Source organism: Nocardia sp. NPDC004654 (genome assembly GCF_040609595.1).
Lineage (GTDB): Bacteria > Actinomycetota > Actinomycetes > Mycobacteriales > Mycobacteriaceae > Nocardia.
In genome coordinates this window covers 327,014-345,260 of record NZ_JBEXKI010000009.1, presented here as the reverse complement: position 1 = coordinate 345,260, position 18,247 = coordinate 327,014, and the positions used below count along the sequence as shown (strand labels likewise).

Annotated in this window: 17 protein-coding genes; 14 read left to right on the top strand and 3 right to left on the bottom strand. The window is 66.4% G+C overall.

Annotated elements, in window-relative coordinates:
• The first annotated feature begins 5 nt into the window (after positions 1-5).
• The 6 genes from ABZV58_RS29140 to ABZV58_RS29115 all read left to right on the top strand — a co-directional run bounded on the left by ABZV58_RS29140 (position 6) and on the right by ABZV58_RS29115 (position 4,045).
• Positions 6-266: a hypothetical protein gene (locus ABZV58_RS29140; RefSeq protein ID WP_355003379.1), complete on the top strand. Its 261-nt coding sequence runs from the start codon at positions 6-8 to the stop codon at positions 264-266.
• Positions 256-756: a hypothetical protein gene (locus ABZV58_RS29135; protein WP_355003378.1), complete on the top strand. Its 501-nt coding sequence runs from the start codon at positions 256-258 to the stop codon at positions 754-756. Before ABZV58_RS29140 ends, ABZV58_RS29135 begins: the two co-directional genes overlap by 11 nt.
• The gene (locus tag ABZV58_RS29130) at positions 753-1,007 is read left to right on the top strand and encodes a hypothetical protein (protein WP_355003377.1); all 255 of its coding nucleotides are present in this window, start codon (positions 753-755) and stop codon (positions 1,005-1,007) included. The genes ABZV58_RS29135 and ABZV58_RS29130 overlap by 4 nt, the downstream gene beginning before the upstream one ends.
• Positions 1,008-1,009: 2 nt before the next feature.
• On the top strand, positions 1,010-1,408 hold the full coding sequence (locus tag ABZV58_RS29125) for a hypothetical protein (RefSeq protein ID WP_355003376.1): 399 nt from the start codon (positions 1,010-1,012) through the stop codon (positions 1,406-1,408).
• A 437-nt stretch (positions 1,409-1,845) separates the two neighbouring features.
• The gene (locus ABZV58_RS29120) at positions 1,846-2,211 is read left to right on the top strand and encodes a hypothetical protein (protein ID WP_355003375.1); all 366 of its coding nucleotides are present in this window, start codon (positions 1,846-1,848) and stop codon (positions 2,209-2,211) included.
• The gene (locus tag ABZV58_RS29115) at positions 2,198-4,045 is read left to right on the top strand and encodes a caspase family protein (RefSeq protein ID WP_355003374.1); all 1,848 of its coding nucleotides are present in this window, start codon (positions 2,198-2,200) and stop codon (positions 4,043-4,045) included. The genes ABZV58_RS29120 and ABZV58_RS29115 overlap by 14 nt, the downstream gene beginning before the upstream one ends.
• A 1,075-nt stretch (positions 4,046-5,120) precedes the next feature.
• On the opposite strand, the gene ABZV58_RS29110 is transcribed toward ABZV58_RS29115, so the two are convergent.
• Positions 5,121-6,287, bottom strand: coding sequence for a hypothetical protein (locus ABZV58_RS29110; protein ID WP_355003373.1), 1,167 nt, complete (start codon positions 6,285-6,287; stop codon positions 5,121-5,123).
• A 117-nt stretch (positions 6,288-6,404) separates the two neighbouring features.
• On the opposite strand from ABZV58_RS29110, the gene ABZV58_RS29105 reads away from it, so the two are divergent.
• Positions 6,405-6,761 carry a hypothetical protein gene (locus ABZV58_RS29105; RefSeq protein WP_355003372.1) on the top strand — a complete coding sequence of 119 codons (357 nt, stop codon included), beginning with the start codon at positions 6,405-6,407 and terminating at the stop codon, positions 6,759-6,761.
• Between the two features lie 982 nt (positions 6,762-7,743).
• Here the strand turns inward: ABZV58_RS29105 and ABZV58_RS29100 are convergent.
• Together ABZV58_RS29100 and ABZV58_RS29095 are read right to left on the bottom strand one after the other, a co-directional pair.
• Positions 7,744-9,972, bottom strand: coding sequence for a tetratricopeptide repeat protein (locus ABZV58_RS29100; RefSeq protein WP_355003371.1), 2,229 nt, complete (start codon positions 9,970-9,972; stop codon positions 7,744-7,746).
• Positions 9,969-10,346, bottom strand: coding sequence for a hypothetical protein (locus ABZV58_RS29095; protein ID WP_355003370.1), 378 nt, complete (start codon positions 10,344-10,346; stop codon positions 9,969-9,971). Before ABZV58_RS29095 ends, ABZV58_RS29100 begins: the two co-directional genes overlap by 4 nt.
• Before the next feature lie 417 nt (positions 10,347-10,763).
• Here ABZV58_RS29095 and dprA point away from each other — a divergent pair, with 417 nt between their 5' ends.
• The 7 genes from dprA (at position 10,764) to ABZV58_RS29060 (ending at position 18,150) form a co-directional block, all read left to right on the top strand.
• Complete coding sequence (gene dprA / locus ABZV58_RS29090) at positions 10,764-11,702, top strand: DNA-processing protein DprA (protein WP_355003369.1); 939 nt, start codon at positions 10,764-10,766, stop codon at positions 11,700-11,702.
• A gap of 77 nt (positions 11,703-11,779) precedes the next feature.
• A complete protein-coding gene (locus ABZV58_RS29085; protein ID WP_355003368.1) occupies positions 11,780-12,025 on the top strand; it encodes a hypothetical protein in 246 nt (81 codons plus the stop codon).
• A gap of 125 nt (positions 12,026-12,150) precedes the next feature.
• Positions 12,151-13,878 (top strand): hypothetical protein, encoded by a 1,728-nt coding sequence (locus tag ABZV58_RS29080; RefSeq protein ID WP_355003367.1) that lies wholly within the window; start codon positions 12,151-12,153, stop codon positions 13,876-13,878.
• Positions 13,871-15,052, top strand: a complete 1,182-nt coding sequence (locus tag ABZV58_RS29075) for a DUF4192 domain-containing protein (RefSeq protein ID WP_355003366.1) — start codon at positions 13,871-13,873, stop codon at positions 15,050-15,052. The genes ABZV58_RS29080 and ABZV58_RS29075 overlap by 8 nt, the downstream gene beginning before the upstream one ends.
• 116 nt (positions 15,053-15,168) lie before the next feature.
• On the top strand, positions 15,169-15,678 hold the full coding sequence (locus tag ABZV58_RS29070; RefSeq protein WP_355003365.1) for a single-stranded DNA-binding protein: 510 nt from the start codon (positions 15,169-15,171) through the stop codon (positions 15,676-15,678).
• A 354-nt stretch (positions 15,679-16,032) separates the two neighbouring features.
• Complete coding sequence (locus tag ABZV58_RS29065) at positions 16,033-17,679, top strand: hypothetical protein (protein WP_355003364.1); 1,647 nt, start codon at positions 16,033-16,035, stop codon at positions 17,677-17,679.
• Between the two features lie 93 nt (positions 17,680-17,772).
• On the top strand, positions 17,773-18,150 hold the full coding sequence (locus ABZV58_RS29060; RefSeq protein WP_355003363.1) for a hypothetical protein: 378 nt from the start codon (positions 17,773-17,775) through the stop codon (positions 18,148-18,150).
• Positions 18,151-18,247 lie beyond the last annotated feature (97 nt).

The window sequence follows — 18,247 nt, the reverse complement described above, 5'->3', positions numbered from 1 at the left end:
TCCCGATGTCCGACGACACGATCGTTGCGCTGTCCCGCGAGGAAACCCTCACCCTGTTGCTGGACGGTCTGCCCGATTACCTCGCCTCGGTACATCGGATCATCGAGTTCGCGTACGGGATGGCCGCCCGCCTGGGTGGCGAATCCTTCACTGCGCTCGAGCATCTGCTCGACCAGCATGAACGCACCGACCGGCTGGTGCGCGTGAGCCACCGGGCACTGAAGCCCCTGCGGGGTACCGACATCGGTGGCGCCGATGGACGCTGATCTGGTCCGCTACCTCGCCGCCGTGCGGGCCGACCCGCACTACGCGCCCTACCTGCCCGACCACGCCCTCCCGGCCGGGCCGATCCTCATCGTCGGCCAGCACGCCGCCTTCGCCACCCACCCCCGGCCCGCGACACCGATCGCGGTGTTCCCCGGCGGTGCGTCCACCACGACGGTGATCGGTTATCCGGTGATGGCGTTGGTGCGCGTCGAGCACGCCACCGCTGTCATCACCGTCGGCAACGACGGCACCACCAGCACCCGCTGGGAGCACGCCCTGTTCCCCGGGTTGCCGACCGGGATCAGCTGGCATTTGCACCCCGCCGAACTCGACGCGACCGGACGATGGGTCCTCGGCGCAGGACGCTGGTCTGCCGGAGGCCGCCAAGCCGTGCTGCCGCGTTCGGTCACCGCGCAGGTGCCGGGCGCACCCTGCGTGGTCGCCCTGCACGATCACGATCCCCACTCCGGACGGCGCTGGTCCTCGTGATCGCCAACGCCGCCGAGCTGATGGCTTGGATCCGGGCGAATCTGCCGGAACTCGACGAAGACCGATACCACCCCTGGCAAGCCGAACCACCGGTGCCCGGCGCGCTGGTGGCGTGGGTTCAGGTGCGCGTCGGCACACCCGGCCGCGCTGACGCCCTCACCAGCGTCACTCTCACCGCCGCCCCGATCCACGACCACCCGACTCCCGCATCGCCGCGTTCGTCCTCGGCTGCGCCCACCGAATGGAGGTGACCATGACCGACCCCAAACCTGCTGCGCGCGAGACTGTTCCCGCGCGAGCAGCGATTCCCATCCGACTTGCCGCAGCGCCGAGCGCCCACGGCATGGTCGTTCCCTTCGTCACCTTGGCCCACCGTGACCGCACCCGCCCGGTCTGGGGCAAACTCGACCCCACCCGCCTGCGGGACACCCTGTACCGCAAGCTGTGTCAGATCTGCGGCGACCCGCTCACCGACCGCGTCGTCCTATACATCCGGCCCTCGGACTACCTGCGCGGCATCGCCGTCGAACCGGGACTCCATCCCGAGTGCGGCCTGTACTCCAAACAGGCCTGTCCGATGCTGTTCTCCCGTCGGTTCGGGGATTCCGAAGCATTGTCGGTGGCGAACCCAAGGCGTGTCGCGGCTACATAGCTTAGTCGGTCGGCGAGTTCAGCAACCCACGGATGTTGAGTCCTCCAGAACGGGCTGCGCGGATCCAGGGCAGTCGACGGCCTGAGCCCGATATCCCTCGAGTCCTCAAGCGAGCTCATCGCACCGTGTGATCAGTTCGATCTACCACGTAACCAGACACCTGTCGTGCTGCCCGGTGCCCAGGACTCCGACCAGTCCTACAACGACTGCAACGCCTCACTCAGGCCGACACCGACGCCGGTGAGCTCATAGGCGAGATATCAAAGGCCAGTTCTTCTTGCGACTCAACCGACGGCGCTCTTCCGAGAACACCCCCGCTTCCGGGTGTCCAGCCACACATCCGTGCACGCTGCGACAATCACCGGCCACGAGCTCAATCAGGCGCTATGATCCTGAGAAAGTTGTTGGGAGAATGCAGATTTGAAGGGGATACAAGAGTGACCAGCTGGGACCTGGTGGTAACCGTCGCACCACTGAATGACGACGATGACGAGGTCGGTGTAGCGACCCGCCAGCTCAATGAGCTACTCCTCGACCTGGAACTCGGGGCTGCGGAATTGATCTCAGCAACAGATGCTCCCGAGAACACCAAGAGCATATCCACGATCGCAACTACCATCGGCATTAGATTGGGTGGCGAGTCGCTCAAAGCAGCGTACACCCGCATCCGCGATTGGGCCGCACGTAGAGGACGTACCGTCGAAGTAACAATCTCTGGGGACACAATCAAGATCACCAATGCCACGGACGAGCAGTACAATAAGGTTGTCGACGCTTGGCTTGCCCGGCATGGCACAAGCTGAGACCGGAGCTCGCCTGGCACTCGTTATCGCCTCAGGACATTTTGTTAACAGCGATCTACGCGATTTGCCATCCGCCTCTATCGATGCAAAGGGTATGCATTCGATCCTGTCAGATCAGCAGATCGGCCGTTTCAGCGTTACGACTTTGATTGATAAGCAGGAGCATGAACTCAGACGGCAAATCGAAGATTTTCTATCGGATCGACGGAAAATTGATCTGATTGTTGTGTACACCTCAAGTCACGGAATCGAAGATCCTCGCGGAAATCTATACTTCGCCGCTACGGACACCAAAAACTCTCGCTTGGGCTCGACCGCCCTTGAGTCGAGATGGCTTTTCGATCGGCTTGAATATTGTGGTGCAAGAAGTCAAGTGGTCATCTTAGATTGCTGTTTCAGCGGGTCATTCGACCGGAGCAAGGCGTCGAATAATCTCAACCATCACTTCGGGACGGCAAGCAAAGGTCGAGTCGTTATGACGGCCTCGCGGGCGTCGCAATACGCCTACGAAGAAGTGACAGAAGCCACAGGCAATCCCGCAGGCTCGCGATTCACAAATGGCTTGATACGAGGTCTGAGAACCGGGGACGCCGGAAAGAGAGGACCTTGGCAACCCATTACGCCCCACGAGGCATTCACATATGCCCGCGATTACGTCAAGGACAGAGGCGCAGATCAAGATCCACAGTATTTCGCGCATGGCACTGAGGGCGAAATCTGTCTCGCGCTCAGTGTGAGGAGTAGTCGACTTGGTTCCCGCAGCGATACAGACCTCAATACTGCCAAGCGGATAGTTGCGCGCCCACGCTACAAAGGAACACGAGATGGAGTCGTACTGATACCTGACCTCGGAGCAAGCCGTCTCGTGGATACTGCAACCGGCGAAATGGTTTGGGGCGGAAATAGAATTCGCGACGTCCGAAGGCTTCTAGGTTCGCAGAGCGCGTTATTTCTAGACGAAGGACGCAAGTTGGCTCCCGCAGGCCTAGTGCCGAATCCATTTGTTCTACCAGGATTCGGAGGACAATTTCCCTACTCCAAGCTAGTCAAGGCAATCTCTAGAGCTTACGACGACCCCGAAAGCGTAGCTGTCGTTGACTACGACTGGAGACTCGGCACCGAACAAAACTCCTCCGCGTTGGCAAGAATAGTCGAAGAACACTATAATAGATGTCGTTCGAAGCCCGCATTCGGATCTGAATCCGAAATTGTTATTATAGCGCACGGATATGGCGCATTGATCGCACAAGCCTATACCTCGTCGCCGGAAATCCAGAGGATTGTCCGAAATACCGTGGCCGTGGGCGCGCCCTACCGGGGAACCTTGCGCGCACTTCAGCCATTCGGCAATACTATCTTCCGCATATCTCGGGCAGGAATCCTGTTTCCTTCTATGTATGAAATGCTTCCGACGTACAAGGCGATAGCCGATAACGATTCTTTTCGACACCTGTCGCCCGACGATGTGGCAGAGATTGGAGGTGATCCCGGTGTTGCATCCTATGCCCTCAAACGCAACGAACAGATCGCGTCAGTCGATATCGGGCCCGTCACTGCGATTGTCGGGGTTGGCCAACCCACGCCGCACACAGCCCGAATTCATGATGGCAAGGCCGAGCTTTTCTCCGATGCTGAAACCATACGACTTCGCCCCGAAATGGAACTGGACGACGGCGACGGGATAGTCCTCGCCCCGTGCGCGACCAGAGCTGATCCATTCTTAGGTTCGTCGCTAATATTCCCACAGCGCCACGGGACTCTACTTGATTCGAACGAAGTCATCGGGTACATCATGGCTACGGTGACCGCAGGCACAGACGGTGGGAGTTTGTAGTGGCCTATGGATACCTTGGTGTCGACGTCCCGGAGGTCGCTGAAACAGGTCAACCATTCACTATCACTGTAACAGGTGCCGCCCTCGACGACTTCACGGTTTCACTCTGCGAGGCAGAGCGAGGCATGGAAATTCGACGTCCAAAATTCGAAATGCAGCTGGAGGGGGCGCGCGCAACCGAGATTATAGACGAACCAGGATTCTATAAGGTGGTTGCGTCGAGGCCGGGGTTTTCGCCCGTCGAAGCCTTATTCATGGTGATGTCGCCTATTACTGAGTGATTGGCCGAAGGCTTCCGGGCAGCTAGTCGGCATACAATATTCGTCTTCACCACAGATGATGACCTCCGCCGACAGCGTCGATCGTCGCAAACTAACACATTATGTCGGGCTGCGAAAAATTCATGAGATTTGATCACGCGAGAACCAGAAACACTTTCGCCTGACACGAGCGCCGCGGCAAGAAAGTCTGCGTCGATGGGCGGATTGTGTTCGTTACCAACAATCAGGCCCACTTCCACCACCGAGGCAAACCGCTACCACGCGAATACGACCCCATCGCGGTCAGCAAGCGCGCCGGCGAAGATGCGCGACACGCGCGCTCATCCCCCAATTCCTCACCCACGGACTCGGATTCACCATCGTCTCCGGTTACATGATCGACGGCACGATCATCATTCGACTCCTGCAACGCGACGCCGTCGCCACCCGCAAATCCATCGGCCCTCTGCCCACGATCGACGAATTCGCTGACGCGATCACCGCACCCGTCCCCCTCGCGCGGGCACACCTTCTATGTCGGCGGACACGACTACCTCACCCCACAGGACTGAACCGACAACACATCCGGCCAACCACTACCCAGAATCGAGGCTTGCCGACCTACGCGAACCGGCGACAGTCGATTACGCCATCCCACCAGCACCAACCCTCGAATAGGCCAACAGTCGGCCGGGCATCGTCTCAACCACGGGCAGGCTCTCTGAACCTGCGGTACCTACCGGTGCCGGTCGAGATCCGAAGTCGCCGCGCTGCCCCGCTGGTCGGGAACCTGCGGCACTGCCGGTGGCATGGTGTCACGTCCGGGCGAGGAAAGCGTCCACGTAGCGTTGAGCGGCGCCCACGGTGATGCCGAACAGGTCGCAGAGGCGGCGAACATCGCCGCTGGTGGCGTGCGCCTCGTCGAGGAGGCGATCCTCTCGCAGGTCCTGCGCGCGGAAGCCGAGACGGGTGTTGACCCATTTGTAGTGCATCTGGCTCGTCTTTCCGGCGGTCGCGGTGTTGATGAACAGGTAGGGATTCGCCGTCGCGGGCCACCGTCGTGCGCGGTAGTCCAGGTAGGCCGCCACACGGATCGCGACGGGCTCTGCCAACGGGATTGCTCTGTCACCGAGCATGATTCGCTGATCGCGGACGTCGGTCAGCATCAGCTCGCGAAGCTGGCGCGGACGCAGCCCGTGGAATGCCAGAAGCCCGGTCAGCGCCGCGCGTACCGGGTCACCGGAGAACAGCGCCTGCCGCAACGCGGCAGCGTCCATCGCTTCCGGGACAGTCCGCCCGGCCGTGCCGCAGAAGATCCGATCGGGGGGGTCGGCGAATATTTGTTTGCGGGACTTCAGAATTCGAAAGACGGACCGCAGTCCTTGCAAGGTGTCGGAGCGACGTGGACCGGTCGAGGCGAGGGCGGCTTGCACTTGGGCGCGGTCGATCTCGCGCAGCGACGTATGGTGCTCGGCCCAGCCACGCAGCACCGGTAGTGCGTAGGTGAAGTGATTGCGGTTCGTGCGATCGGATCGAGGACGCGCCCGTGGGGCCACGGCGCTGCCCTCACGCATGACCGCGAACCACAGGCGCAGTTCCGCCGCCATCGGCTCCGGCAAACTCTGGACCCGGGCCTCGAACCAGCCGACCACCGCGGGCACGCGATCGTCCTCGAGTGCCTCGGCTGCGGCCAGCACCTGCAAGGTCGGGCCGACCGGATACCGGATCTCGCGCAGCGCTTCGACCTCGCTGGTCTTGATCGGCGCGCCCGCGGTGTCCTGGATCGCTACGAGGAGCCGAAGCGCGCGACGCACTCCACCGGTGACATCTACTGTCCATCCGTGGATTTCGGCGTGCTCGACAGCGACGGCCTCGAGGGACTCGGCGAAGTCGACGAGCCCGGGCTCGGGCACCGTCACCAGTCGAGTGAAATCGCGCACCGCTTCGAACAGCACGAGTTGGCGGTACTCGGCCAACCGCACCTCGCCCGACCGTGGACGAGCACGGGACCGGGTTCGGATCGGCGCGCGTCGAGACCGCCGCCGCTCCGGCGGGGTTCGACCGATCACGAACCGACGGCAGTCGCTACAGCCGGGCGCGTGGACCGCTACAACCCGCATCCGGCCGAACAGTTCCTTGTATGTGACGACCCGGTCTGTGACTGCCAGCGCTGGATGGTTCCCGAGCCCGACCCCCGCGATGGCCGCCGCGAAGGCCAGCCAGCCGAAGCCTGGTACGAAGCATGGCTGCACCTGCACGACTACGTGATCGTCGCCGACCCCGGCAACGACACCGTCGCCCCGGCGGTCGGGATCGAGCTGCGCCCATCCGCCCGTATCCTCCGCCTGCGCAGGATACGTGACGCCGCACCCGGCAGCGAAGATGAACCAGCCGGTAGATCTGCTGGCGCGATCATCGCCAGCCGCGCACTGTTCATGGCCGCAAGCGAGCTCTGATAGGCAGGACAGGTCGTTTCAGGGAATGGTTCGCCCGGGGCGCCGGACTCGGTGATCGATGTCGGGGCGAACCTCGCTCGCGCCGGTCAGCCACCAACGGCGCAACCAGGCCACCGCCGACTCACCGTCCGGACCGAAGTACGGCTGTGCGTCCGAATCCGAATCCCACCCATCTAACACCTTTGTCATGACGACTACGACGCAACCGGCGCCCCTCCGGTACCCACGACCGGTGGCTAGTATCTCTCTGGTTGCCCCCAGCGGTTGACCGGCCGCTGTGGGAAGGTCACCCCATCATCCCGGGCGGCGACCGCCTCGGCTGGCGCGATGAAGTCCAAAAAGATCCACTTGTCACCGGACTGCACGGGAACATGCAGACTCGCGATCCACCGCCCATCAACCAGCCGATGCCACGCGCGCAGCTCACCCGGCATCCGACCACCCAAACGCAGTCCGTGCCTGCGCACACTGGCCGACACCTCTCGACCGGCTTCGCTGGGCTCGACTGCAAGCAAGCGATCGACGTCGACGAATATCGGCCGCGGCGGAGTGCACGGCCGCCACACATCCCACTTCCGTCTATCGAACATATATTCGAGTGTCGCATGATGTGGCAACCAAATGAAGTCGTGTCGGCTGGTGATGATTGGCGGGCGCGCCGACACCGATCCTGGGTCGCGGGTGCGCGGCAAGCGACGTTCATGCTCGAACACATCTAGCTTGGGCCGAAAGGATCTGTCGGGCAGCACTCCCAGTCCTGCGAGCCCAAGGACGTCTGGGAGTTGGCCACAGAGAGATCCTTTCCGGGGTGTCGATTCCGACGAACCGCACCAGCATGCTGCCCCGCATGTGGACGCCGGTGCGATCGCCGTCCGGTATGGATCGTTCCAGCGATTGCGGGGCGCCAGCCGAACCGCCGAGATGTCTCGAAACATTGGCGGGTTCATGCGGCCATCGATGTCCAACGCATTCTCCGCTTCGGCTAACCGTCTTGGCCACCATCCATTGAATTCAGGTGCTCTCTCCATTGCCCCGCCTCCCGGCAGGCGCGGGCGAGGTTGTTGCGGGTGGTCAGGGTGTCGGGGTGGTCCGTGCCGAGCACCCGCTCACGGTCGGCGAGGGTCTGCTCGAACAGCGGGATGGCTTCGGCGACCCGACCCGCCACCTGGTAGGCGTAGGCGAGGTCGTTGCGGGTGGCCAGGGTGTGGGGGTGGTCGGTACCGAGCACCCGCTCACGGTCGGCGAGGGTCTGCTCGAACAGCGGGATGGCTTCGGCGACCCGACCCGCCACCTGGTAGGCGTAGGCGAGGTTATGACGGGTGGTCAGGGTGTGGGGGTGGTCGGTACCGAGCACCCGCTCACTGTCGGCGAGAATCTGCTCGAATAACGCGATGGCTTCGGCGTCCCGACCCGCCACCTGGTAGGCGTAGGCGAGGTTGATGCGTACCACCAGAGTGTGGGGGTGGTCGATGCCGAGCACCCGCTCACTGTCGGCGAGGGTCTCCTCGTTCAGCGCGATGGCTTCGGCGACCCGGCCCGCGTCCTGGTAGACGTAGCCGAGGATGGTGCGGATCGCCAGGGTGCCGGGGTGGTCGGTGCCGAGCACCCGTTCGCTGTCGGCGAGGGTCTGCTCGAATAACACGATGGCTTCGGCGACCCGGCTCGCCTGCTGGTAGACGTGGGCCAGGTTGTTGCGTGCCGCCAGACTGCGGAGGTGGTCGGTGCCGAGCATGTGTTCGTGGTGGGCGAGGGTCTGCTGAGCGAAGGTGGTGGCCCGCTGCAGGTCCACAGATTTGATCAGCTGGCGTGTTGCCCATCTCAGTGCGTTCAGCGCCCGGATCTGGAGTGGGTGCGGTGAGGTTCTGCGGCGCCGCAGCCATCGTCTGGGTGAGGGGCGCGGGGAGGTGAAGTCGATCAGGTTCTTGTCGCGGAGGGCCGCGATCTGGTCGACCAGGTGCGCGCCTTCGACCCGCCGTGTCCAGCCTTCAGCGCTGTCGAACATTCGCGGTTCGATCACCTCGAGGGCGTGTAGCAGGAGTGAATCGGTGTCGCCGTCGTCTCGGGCGCGTTCGAGCAGGACACGGGCGGTGAGCCGGTGGGCGAGCAGGGTCTGTCCGGTGGTGGACCAGGTCAACAGGGATCGGCGGACACAGTGCGCGATCGCCTCGTCCACGAACTCGTTCAAGCGCGGATCCGGGTGCACGAGCAGAGCCCGGTCGACACCGGAGGCCGCGAGGACCGCGAACAATCCGAGCAGCCAGCCCACCACGCGGTCCCGCTCGGGGTCGCCGGTCGAGGCTTCGGCGGCCTCGATGGCCAGCAGCACGGCCTGGTCCACACTCAAGCGGTACTGCCCGCCCTGGCGGAGGCGCAATGCTTGAGGTAGCGGTTGAGCTCGCAGCCGTTGCAGATAGGCCGGGTAGGTCAGGCCGCGGCCCGACGGTGGCCTGATCGCGGTGGCCGCGGCGGCCAGCGCCAGGGGCAGGTATCCGAGTTCCTCGGCGAGGGTGTTCTCGCCGTCGGGGTCGTCGGTGATGCCGGTGGCCTCGCGCAGGAATGCGCGGGCCTGCTCAGGGGTGTAGCCGGTGCCGGCGTCGACGACCAGCGGTGTCAGCGCGGTCATGGCCTGGTCGGTGGTGGTGATCACGACCCGGGAGCCGCCGTGGACCGGCAGCAGCTCGCGCAGCAACTCGACGTGCTCGGCGTTGTCGAACACCAGCAGATGCTTCTCGGTGCTCGAGCCCAGGTAATCGCGCAGCAGACGGGCCGATTCGCGGGTGTCCCCGTCGGGGGCGCTGACACCGAAGCGGTCGGCGACCGCGGCGAGCCCGGTATAGAGGGCCTCGGGGGTTTCGGCGTTGATCCAGGCCACCAACCCCTCACGCTTGTCCAGGATCCGGCGGGCGTAGGCGGCGGCCAGGTGGGTCTTGCCAGCTCCCCGCATGCCGGTGACGACCACCGCGATCCGCTCACCGGCCAAACCTGTTTCCAGATCCTCGACCTGCCCCCGCTCGATGAAGTGCTCCGGCTTCTGCGGGACCAGCCCCGACACCCCCACCCCCGACCCCGCCAAGGGCGAGGAACGCGCCCGGACTTTCGTCGCGCTGCCCTCGTAGTAGTGGTTCGTAGTGACCTCGACATTGCCGCGCGCCGACACCTTGCGAAGAGACGCTGCCGGGGCCGGGCCGATGGGCTCGTGGGCGCTGCTCATGGGTGTGAGGCATCACCGCGGTCTGGCCGGCCGGCGTCGATGTTTTTGAACTCCAGATCCCCGCCGAAACGCCCCCCATCCACCTCGACTCCGGTGCCCGGGGCGCGAACACCGTCAGCCCGAAGGCCACCTCGGGATTTGATCTTGCGCAAGAAGATGCCCCTGGCCGCCTGTGGGGCGGCCGAGGACTGGGCCAGCTGCATCCACAGCGACGCGGCGAACACCCCGACGGTCAACACCGCCACAGCCACCCACACCCACACCGAATGACCACCGCCAGTCGCGTAGTTCACTGCCACCGCCAGCCCCGTCGACAACAACGCGGCCAACGCCGTGGGCACCACCACCCGCGACACCGTCTGCCCTGAAACCACACCGACCTCCCACCCGAACGGCACCGAACCACAGTCCACCGATCATCACAGCACCACGCCCCGAAAACCAGCCCCCACCCGTCACATAGGAAGGGGCACAACCTTTTTCACATCCCGGTCAGTCGCTCAAAATGCCCGCGCCCACGGCTCCGACCAGCCGGAGGCTCGAATCGGCACCCGACTGCACGGCGTTAGCGGCCGCGGTCTGCAAAACCGCAACAACCGTGGGTTCACCCAACTACTCGAATTCTTCGTGTCAGCGCCACCGGAATACAGGAGCACGTGCGTCGACCTTCGACCGCATCACCGACCTGACCCCGTCTGACCTCACAGCGCCGTCGCGCCACGCCAGAGGCGGCTACCGCCCGGCGCTATCGAAGCGACATCGACACCATCCCCCTTTCCTCGGAGGTTCCCGTGACCGAAAGACTGGACCGCCCTGCTGCGCGCACACCTGCCGCATCGATCGCCGAGGAGCGGCGATTGGCGTGGGCGATGCTCGCTCGCGCGGCGCTGACCATCGGCTCCACTGTCGCTGAGCTTCTCGCTGACCTCGACTGGGATCCCGAACAGGTGGCCGCACGCTTGACCGAGACCCCGCACACGTTCGGTGTGCCCGCTGAACTGGCGGATCGGGCAGCGCAGGACCTGGAACGCGCCGCTGCGGTCGGGGCTCGGCTGCTGACTCGCGACGAACCGGAGTGGCCGACTGCTCGGTTTGCTCGCCTGGGCGCACCTCAGGTGTCCGGGCGTGCCCCGATCGCGTTGTGGTTGCGAGGGCCAGGGCGTCTGGATGCCTTCGCCGGACACGCCGTCGCGGTGGTCGGGGCGCGTGTGGCGACCGACTACGGCAAGCGGGTCGCCGACGACATCGCCGGGTCCTTCGCCGAGCGCGGGTGGACGGTGGTCAGTGGTGGCGCCTTCGGTATCGACGCGTTCGCTCACCGCGCCGCGCTGGTGCGCTCGGCGAGGACGGTCTCGGTCACCGCGACCGGGATCGACCGCTTCTACCCCACAGGTAATCGTCGTCTGCTCGAACAGATCACCGCCGAAGGGTTGATGGTCTCGGAGTATCCGCCGCAGACCCCGGCCACCAGAGAACGGTTGCTGCAACGCAATCGGATCACCGTCGCCCTGTCGCGGGCGGTGGTGATCGTCGAGGGCGGTCGTGTCGGCGGCACCACCAACACCGCCCGGTGGGCGCGGGAGCTCGCCCGACCGGTCTTCGCGGTGCCGGGCCCGGTCACGTCGGCGGCCTCGGCGGGTCCGCATGCCCTGATCCGCGACGGGCACGCCCGCCTGATCACCGACGCCGCCCAGGTCATCGACGACCTGCACACCACGCCCGGCCTCTGAACTACCCAGCAGGTTTCGCCCCTACCCCCCACCGGCGCGCTACCCGTGCGCCCGGCCGATCACCAGGAGGTTCGATCATGTCCGCACCCGCCACGACCGCTCCGGCGTTGCCGACCCTGCCGCGTGAGGACTACGCGCGCCTCGAGCAGCGCGGCCAGGCCGGAGCGGTTCCGGCGATCCCGAACTCGGCGGTGGCCGACCGCTGGCACACCGACTACCCGGGCTGGCGCGGCCGCTACTGGGCCTGGATCGGCGAGGACGACACGGTGCTGCGCCTGCGCCCGATCAACGTCGCCCGCCAGTCCACCGCGCGCGCCGCCTGACCACAGCCACACGGCGTCACGGCGCGAACGCGCGGCTGTTTCCCGTTCCGCAACAACCATTTCCGGCGCGGCGGCTCCACCACCGAGGTGGGGTCGCCGCGCCCTTGTCTTGTGAGGAGCCTGTCTTGAGCCCGACCACGCTCACCGTCGTCACCGACCTCGGCACGGAACCCGACGCCGTCGAGGCGGACGCCTCGCAGCAACCCGCGCCGGAGGTGATCGACACCGACCCCACAGAGCAGACCGCGAGCGCCGAGGAAGCGTTCACACCGCCGCCGGACGCCGAGGCGAAATATCTCGACCCCGACGGGTTGCGGATCGCGGAGAACGTGCGCAAGAGTTTCGACCTCGCCGATCATCCGGAGCAGGTCGCCACGATCGAGCAGTTCGGTGTTCGGGCGCCGGTGCTGGCCGAGCGTGAACCCGATGGGTCGATCTGGGTGTATGAGGGCCAGGTCCGCACGCTCATCGCCCGCCACCTGGGATTGCCGCTGATCCCGGTGTGGGTCACCGACGCCCCCACCCACCTCGACCCGGCCGAGCGGCGCATCGCGCGCACCTTCGACCAGATCAACCTCAACGAACGCCGGATTCCCACCCCGGCCAGCGACCAGGCCGCCGGTATCGCCCTGACGTTGGAGCTGGGTGCCTCGCTGACCCGGGTCGCCAAAGCGACCCAGCGCAAACCGGGCGAGGTCCGCAAGATCGCCGCGGTCGGCAAATCTGGCACCGCGAAACGGTTGCTCGATGAGAGTCAGTACAGCCTCGACCAGCTGGCGGTGATCGCCCACTACGAAAACCTCGGCGACACCGACGCCGTGCGCCAACTGCTCGAGGTCTCCCGCTACCAGGTCGACTGGACCGCCAAACGCATCGCTGCCCAGCGCGCCGAAACCCGCGACCGGCTCCAGGAATCCCTGCTTTACGGGGCCTACGGGTTCGGGGTCCTGACGGACCAGCCCGACACCCGCAGCAGTGAGTCCGCCTACATCCCGGCCGCCGAGCTGGCCACCACCGACGGTGACTCGGTCACCACCGAACTCATCTACACCGACCCGACCCGGTGGTTGGTGTTCCTCGAGGTCGAGCGCGACGCCGATCTGGTCGACCGAGAGTCCGCAGAGTTCGTCGACCCCGACACTGTCGACTGGGGCACCCGCGGCGTCCCGGACGCCGAGCCTGGCGAGGGCCTGCGTCACGCCGATACCGTGGCGCACCGCGACCGGTGGACGCCGGTGTACTACCTGCCCGCCGACCAGCTCGCCGATGCCGGACTGCAACTGCTCGTCCACACCGTCGACCCCGATGACCAGGCCGCGGTCGCCGCGGCCGAACAGGCAGCGGCACAGCGTGAACAGGCGCGGCAGGACCGGCGGCGCGTGATCGAACTCAACAAACGCGGAGCCGACTCCTTCGACCGGCGCGACGAGTTCCTGACCAAACTGGTTTCCGGTGCCCGTCCACCGGCCGAGGCCGCGGTTTTCGTCGCCGAGTCCTTGGCCCGCAGGATCGATTCGGCGGTGCTGCACAAGGTGACCACGCTGCTGGGCATCGCGGGATCGACCGACAAGCTCCTCGAGGCGATCCACGCCGCCTCACCGAACCGGGCTTGGATGATCGTGCTCGCCATCGGGCTGGCCAGCTACGAACTCGACGTCGACAAGAGCTTCTGGCGTGTCGGTAAGGGAACGACCCGCCGCTACATGCGCTTCCTCGGCCACGTCGGCGCTACCCGAGATTTCGCGCTCTGCGACGTCGAACAGGCCGCCGCAGGCGAGATCGACTACCACGACATCGACATCGACTCCCCGCCGCGCCAAGCAGCCCCGCAGGAGACGAAATCCCGTGGCTGACAACACCGACGATGCCCAACCACCCGCCGTCGATGAGTCAACCGCGAGACCTGGTGAAGCCCACCGGGCGCAGAGCCTCGTGCCGCGGTTGCGGGTGGATGATCCCGGTGAGTTGCTCGCGGCCCTGCCCGCGTTGATCGAATTCGTGCCCGAACGATCGCTGGTGGTGGTCGTCTTGCGCAGGCCGACCGCACCCGGATCCGGCTCGACAATCGGTCCGGTCCTGCGCTTCGATCTCGACCAGGGCCGCGCCAAGCGCGGATTGGCGGCGGTCATCGCCTCGGCGGTCGCAGACATCTGTGCCGCCGAGGCGGCGACCGAAGTGCTCGCGGTGATCATCGATGACCGCATGCGCGGCCCGCGCCGTCCCCGCACACGCGGTGGCGCCACACCGGGAGGCAAGCTCATCGCCGCGTTCGCGCGGCAGCTGGCGGCCGAGGAGGTGACGCTCAAGGGTGCCTGGGCGGTCGCGGCGATCGAAGCGGGCCGCCGGTGGTGGAGCCTGCTCGACACCGATCAGCACGGGGCACTGCCGGACCCGGCCACCTCGATGGTGACCTTCGCGTATGTGCTCGACGGTCGCCCGATTCACAGCTCCCGCTCGCAACTGACCGACCTGGTTGCCCAGGACCGGGATTCGGCGCAGGCAGTAGCTATCCACCTCGAGGAAGCGCTGTCGATGAGCCACGACCGCTACGTCGCGGCCATCCGACGCGCAGATCCGGATGGCTACCGTCGGCGCGGGCTCGAACAGGTGCTGTATCGAATCGCCGATCTCGACTCCGGTGTCGCACCCATCCCACGGCAGATCGCCGAACTGGCTGTGGCACTGCGTGACCGGACGGTGCGCGATGTGTTGCTCGCCCTCGCGGTCGGCGAGTACGCCGCTGCGGCCGAACAACTGTGGGTGACCCTGGTCCAATCCCTGCCAGGCTCTGACCGCGCCAACGCCGCAGTACTTCTCGCCTACAGCGCCTACGTCCGCGGCGATGGCCCCCTGGCCGGTATCGCCCTGAACGCGGCCCTGGACACCGACCCCTCGCACTCGATGGCCATCCTGCTCGACACCGCCCTGCGCAGCGGAATGCGCCCGCAAGAGCTTCGGCGACTGGCTGAGCGCGCGCTCGGCATCGCCGATGACCTGGGCATCGATGTGGGGCCGATCCACCGGTGATGCGTCGGCGCACATCCACACGACCTCACCGGTGAGTGCCATCCCCCACGGCACCGAGGCCCAGTCGAGGCCCACCGAATTCCCGTTCTCCTACCAACTTTCGAAGGAGCATGACCATGGCTGCCGGAGATACGACGCTCACCGTGATCGGAAACCTGACTTCCGACCCAGAGCTGAAATTCACCCCGGCTGGTGTGGCGGTCACCAATTTCACGGTGGCCTCCACGCCCAGGTTTTTCGACCGCGCCACCAACGAGTGGAAGGACGGCGAGGCGCTGTTCCTGCGCTGCTCGGTCTGGCGTGAGGCCGCCGAGAACCTGGCCGAATCGTTGACCCGCGGCGCGCGGGTAATCGTGTCCGGGCGGCTCAAGCAGCGCAACTGGACCACCGACGACGGCCAGAAACGCAGCACGATCGAACTCGAGGTCGATGAGGTAGGGCCCTCGCTGCGCTACGCCACCGCCAAGGTCCACCGCACCGCGCGGTGGGCAGCCAACCCCAGCAGGCCCTCCGCCGCGCAGCCCGAGGATGCCAAGCAGCTGGTCGCTGCCGGAATCGGCGCGGGCCAGGACCCCTGGTCCGCGGGTAGCGGCTGGGGTAGCGGCGGTGACGATCCCGGGTTCTGACAAAAAGCGTGTGGTGAGCGGTGGGTGAGGGCTGACCGTCTGGCCGACTGCCCCGCCCCCACGAGTGCTACCAGGGCGCGGCCCCGCCACGGCTCCGGGCCCGCGCCCGGACACCACCGAATTTCCCCGCGCGACGCCCCAGCCGACCCCGCACGTCGGTGCCGTGTGCGCCGGAAATTCGGTGCCGCCCGCCTCGGCGCGTTCCCTCCCGCCGCGTCGGGACCCCACCCTGGCCGACCGCACTCAGGCGGGTCAGCCGACCAGCCGCCCAGCCCCGTGCCGGGGTCCGTGCCGTTGCGCGCGAGCACCCCGGCGCGGGGCTGGCTCGTTTCTACGACACGACAGGAACCGGTGATGACTGCTACGACAACCACTCCCGACGTCGCTGAGATCGAAGCTGCTCTTCCCACTGTTTCACCGTTCGCCGACGCGCTCGGCGAAATCGAGTACCTGCTCGAGACCAACCCCGACAAGGCACGCGAACGATTCACCGCCGTGCTTGCCCTGGCCTCCCCGCAGGAGCGGGACTTCCTCGTTCGGGCCGCCGACATCCTCACCCGCAATCCCTACAAGGTCGCGGCCCGCCAGCTCGGGTGGATGGCCAAAAGCCGACCCGAACTTCGCGGCATGATCACCGATCTCACCGCCGACTCCGACCCCGGCCTGCACCGCCCTGCGCTGCCCGACCCTTCCCACGTGTCGATCGAGGCCGCCGAATGGGTGCGCCGCTCCATCCGCGAGCGCCGCAACCGCGACCGCACCACCGCGACACCGACACCCGCCACCGACGCCGCGCGCCTGACCCCGGAGGCGATCGCCTACCGTCGTGCCCGCCGCCCCATGCCCGGTGCGGTGAACCTGCGCCACCGCGACCGCGACCAACGCACCACCGAGCGCCGCCGACTCGGCGAGGCCGAGTTCGCCGCCTACGCCGCCGACCGGCTCTTCGCCATCGACACCGAGGTCGATACCGATCGCAGTGTGCCTGTGCCCGATCCGCGTAAGCCCGTCCATCTGCTGTGGGCGCACGTGCAAGCCGAGCTGTGGGACCGCAGCTACTTCCTGCACGTCGCCGAGTGCTACTCCGAACGCGACCGTGATCTGCTCGCTCCCGAGTCGCTCACGGCGCGACCCACCCAGGGTCAGGCTCGGCAGGGTAGGCACGCCGCGCTCGATGAGGCTGCTCACGCGTTCCTGCGCGAGCGCGAGGCCGACGCGGAGACCGTCGATGATCGCCGGGCCTCCCGCCACCGCACGACCGCCCTGCGGCTGAGGATCAGCACCGCCGACCAGACGCGGTTCGCCGCCCGCCGGACCGGGCTGCCGATCCCCAGCGACTACGACGAGTTCCGGCCCTACACCGACCTCGACATTCCCGAGAAGACGTGGCAGGGTTCGGGTTTGGACTACGACCTCGCGGCCATGACTCCCTACCTCGGGTGGCCGTGCATCAGCTGCTGGATCGACCGCCCCAGCCGCGACCGGCGCGCCGTCCACATCCGTGACGGCCGCCGCGTCACCGACGACGGCCTCTGCGATGTCTGCCGTGCCGACGGCCACCCCGGCATGCCACCGTTGCCCGCCCCCTGGAGAATCCCCAAGAAGCGCAAGGACGGCATGCCCCCGGCAGCGGGCCTCTCGCGCGAGGAGATGCAGCAGTTCGTCGAATCCCGCTGCGCCTACATCGCGGCCACCCACCCCCAGCAGGTGCGGGCGCTGCTCGACCGTGTCCGCGCCGCCGCCGCGAACACTGGACCCACCTGGCGGTTCATCACCCGCTGGATGGCGATGAACCTCGAACAGCCCGCCGCTGATCGACTCGCACCGCGGCGCGCTGCCTCCCGTCGTCGGTGGCCTACCGCGCTTGGGGCCGGGCAACGGATCGGCCGCTGCGACGCCTGCGCCCGCCCCGGGATCGTTCACGCCGACAACTACTGCACCGGCTGCCGCATCGACCTCGGGCTCGTCACCCCGCGCGAACGCACCACCCGCGCAGCCTGACCCGCCCCGTCTCACCATCCATCTCCGGTCCGCCGCGGTGACTCGCTCCCGCGGCGGACCGGTCTCGCCACCTGACCTCGCGAGGAGAACCACATGCACCGCCCGTCGACCCGCCAACTCCGCGACGCCGTGCAGCGCTGGCTGCGGCCACAACCGCGGGTGATCGTCGCCGTGTTTGTCAACACTGACCCGCTCGCTCTGCTCGACGGGTACAGCCCCGGCGCGCAGTTGGTCCTGGCCTACCGCTACACCATGGCCGCCGCGAGCGCCGGAGAAGATCGGATGCTGCTCGAGCGAGTCTTCGCCGCGTTCAACGACCACCCCGTTCACCCCGACGATCAACAGCACGCCGACGCCTGGGCAGCGAAGCGACTGCGGTCGTTGTCGGTCGGCGATGTCGTCGCCATCGATGACCGCTACTACGCCTGCGCGTCCGTGGGCTGGACGTCGATCCCCGCTCCCGGCGTCTGAACCGATCCCGCCATTGGCCGGACCGGGACCACGCGACACGGTCCCGGTCCCCCACCGTCGCCCTCACCCCCGAATCCCTTCCCATCCACGCATCCCC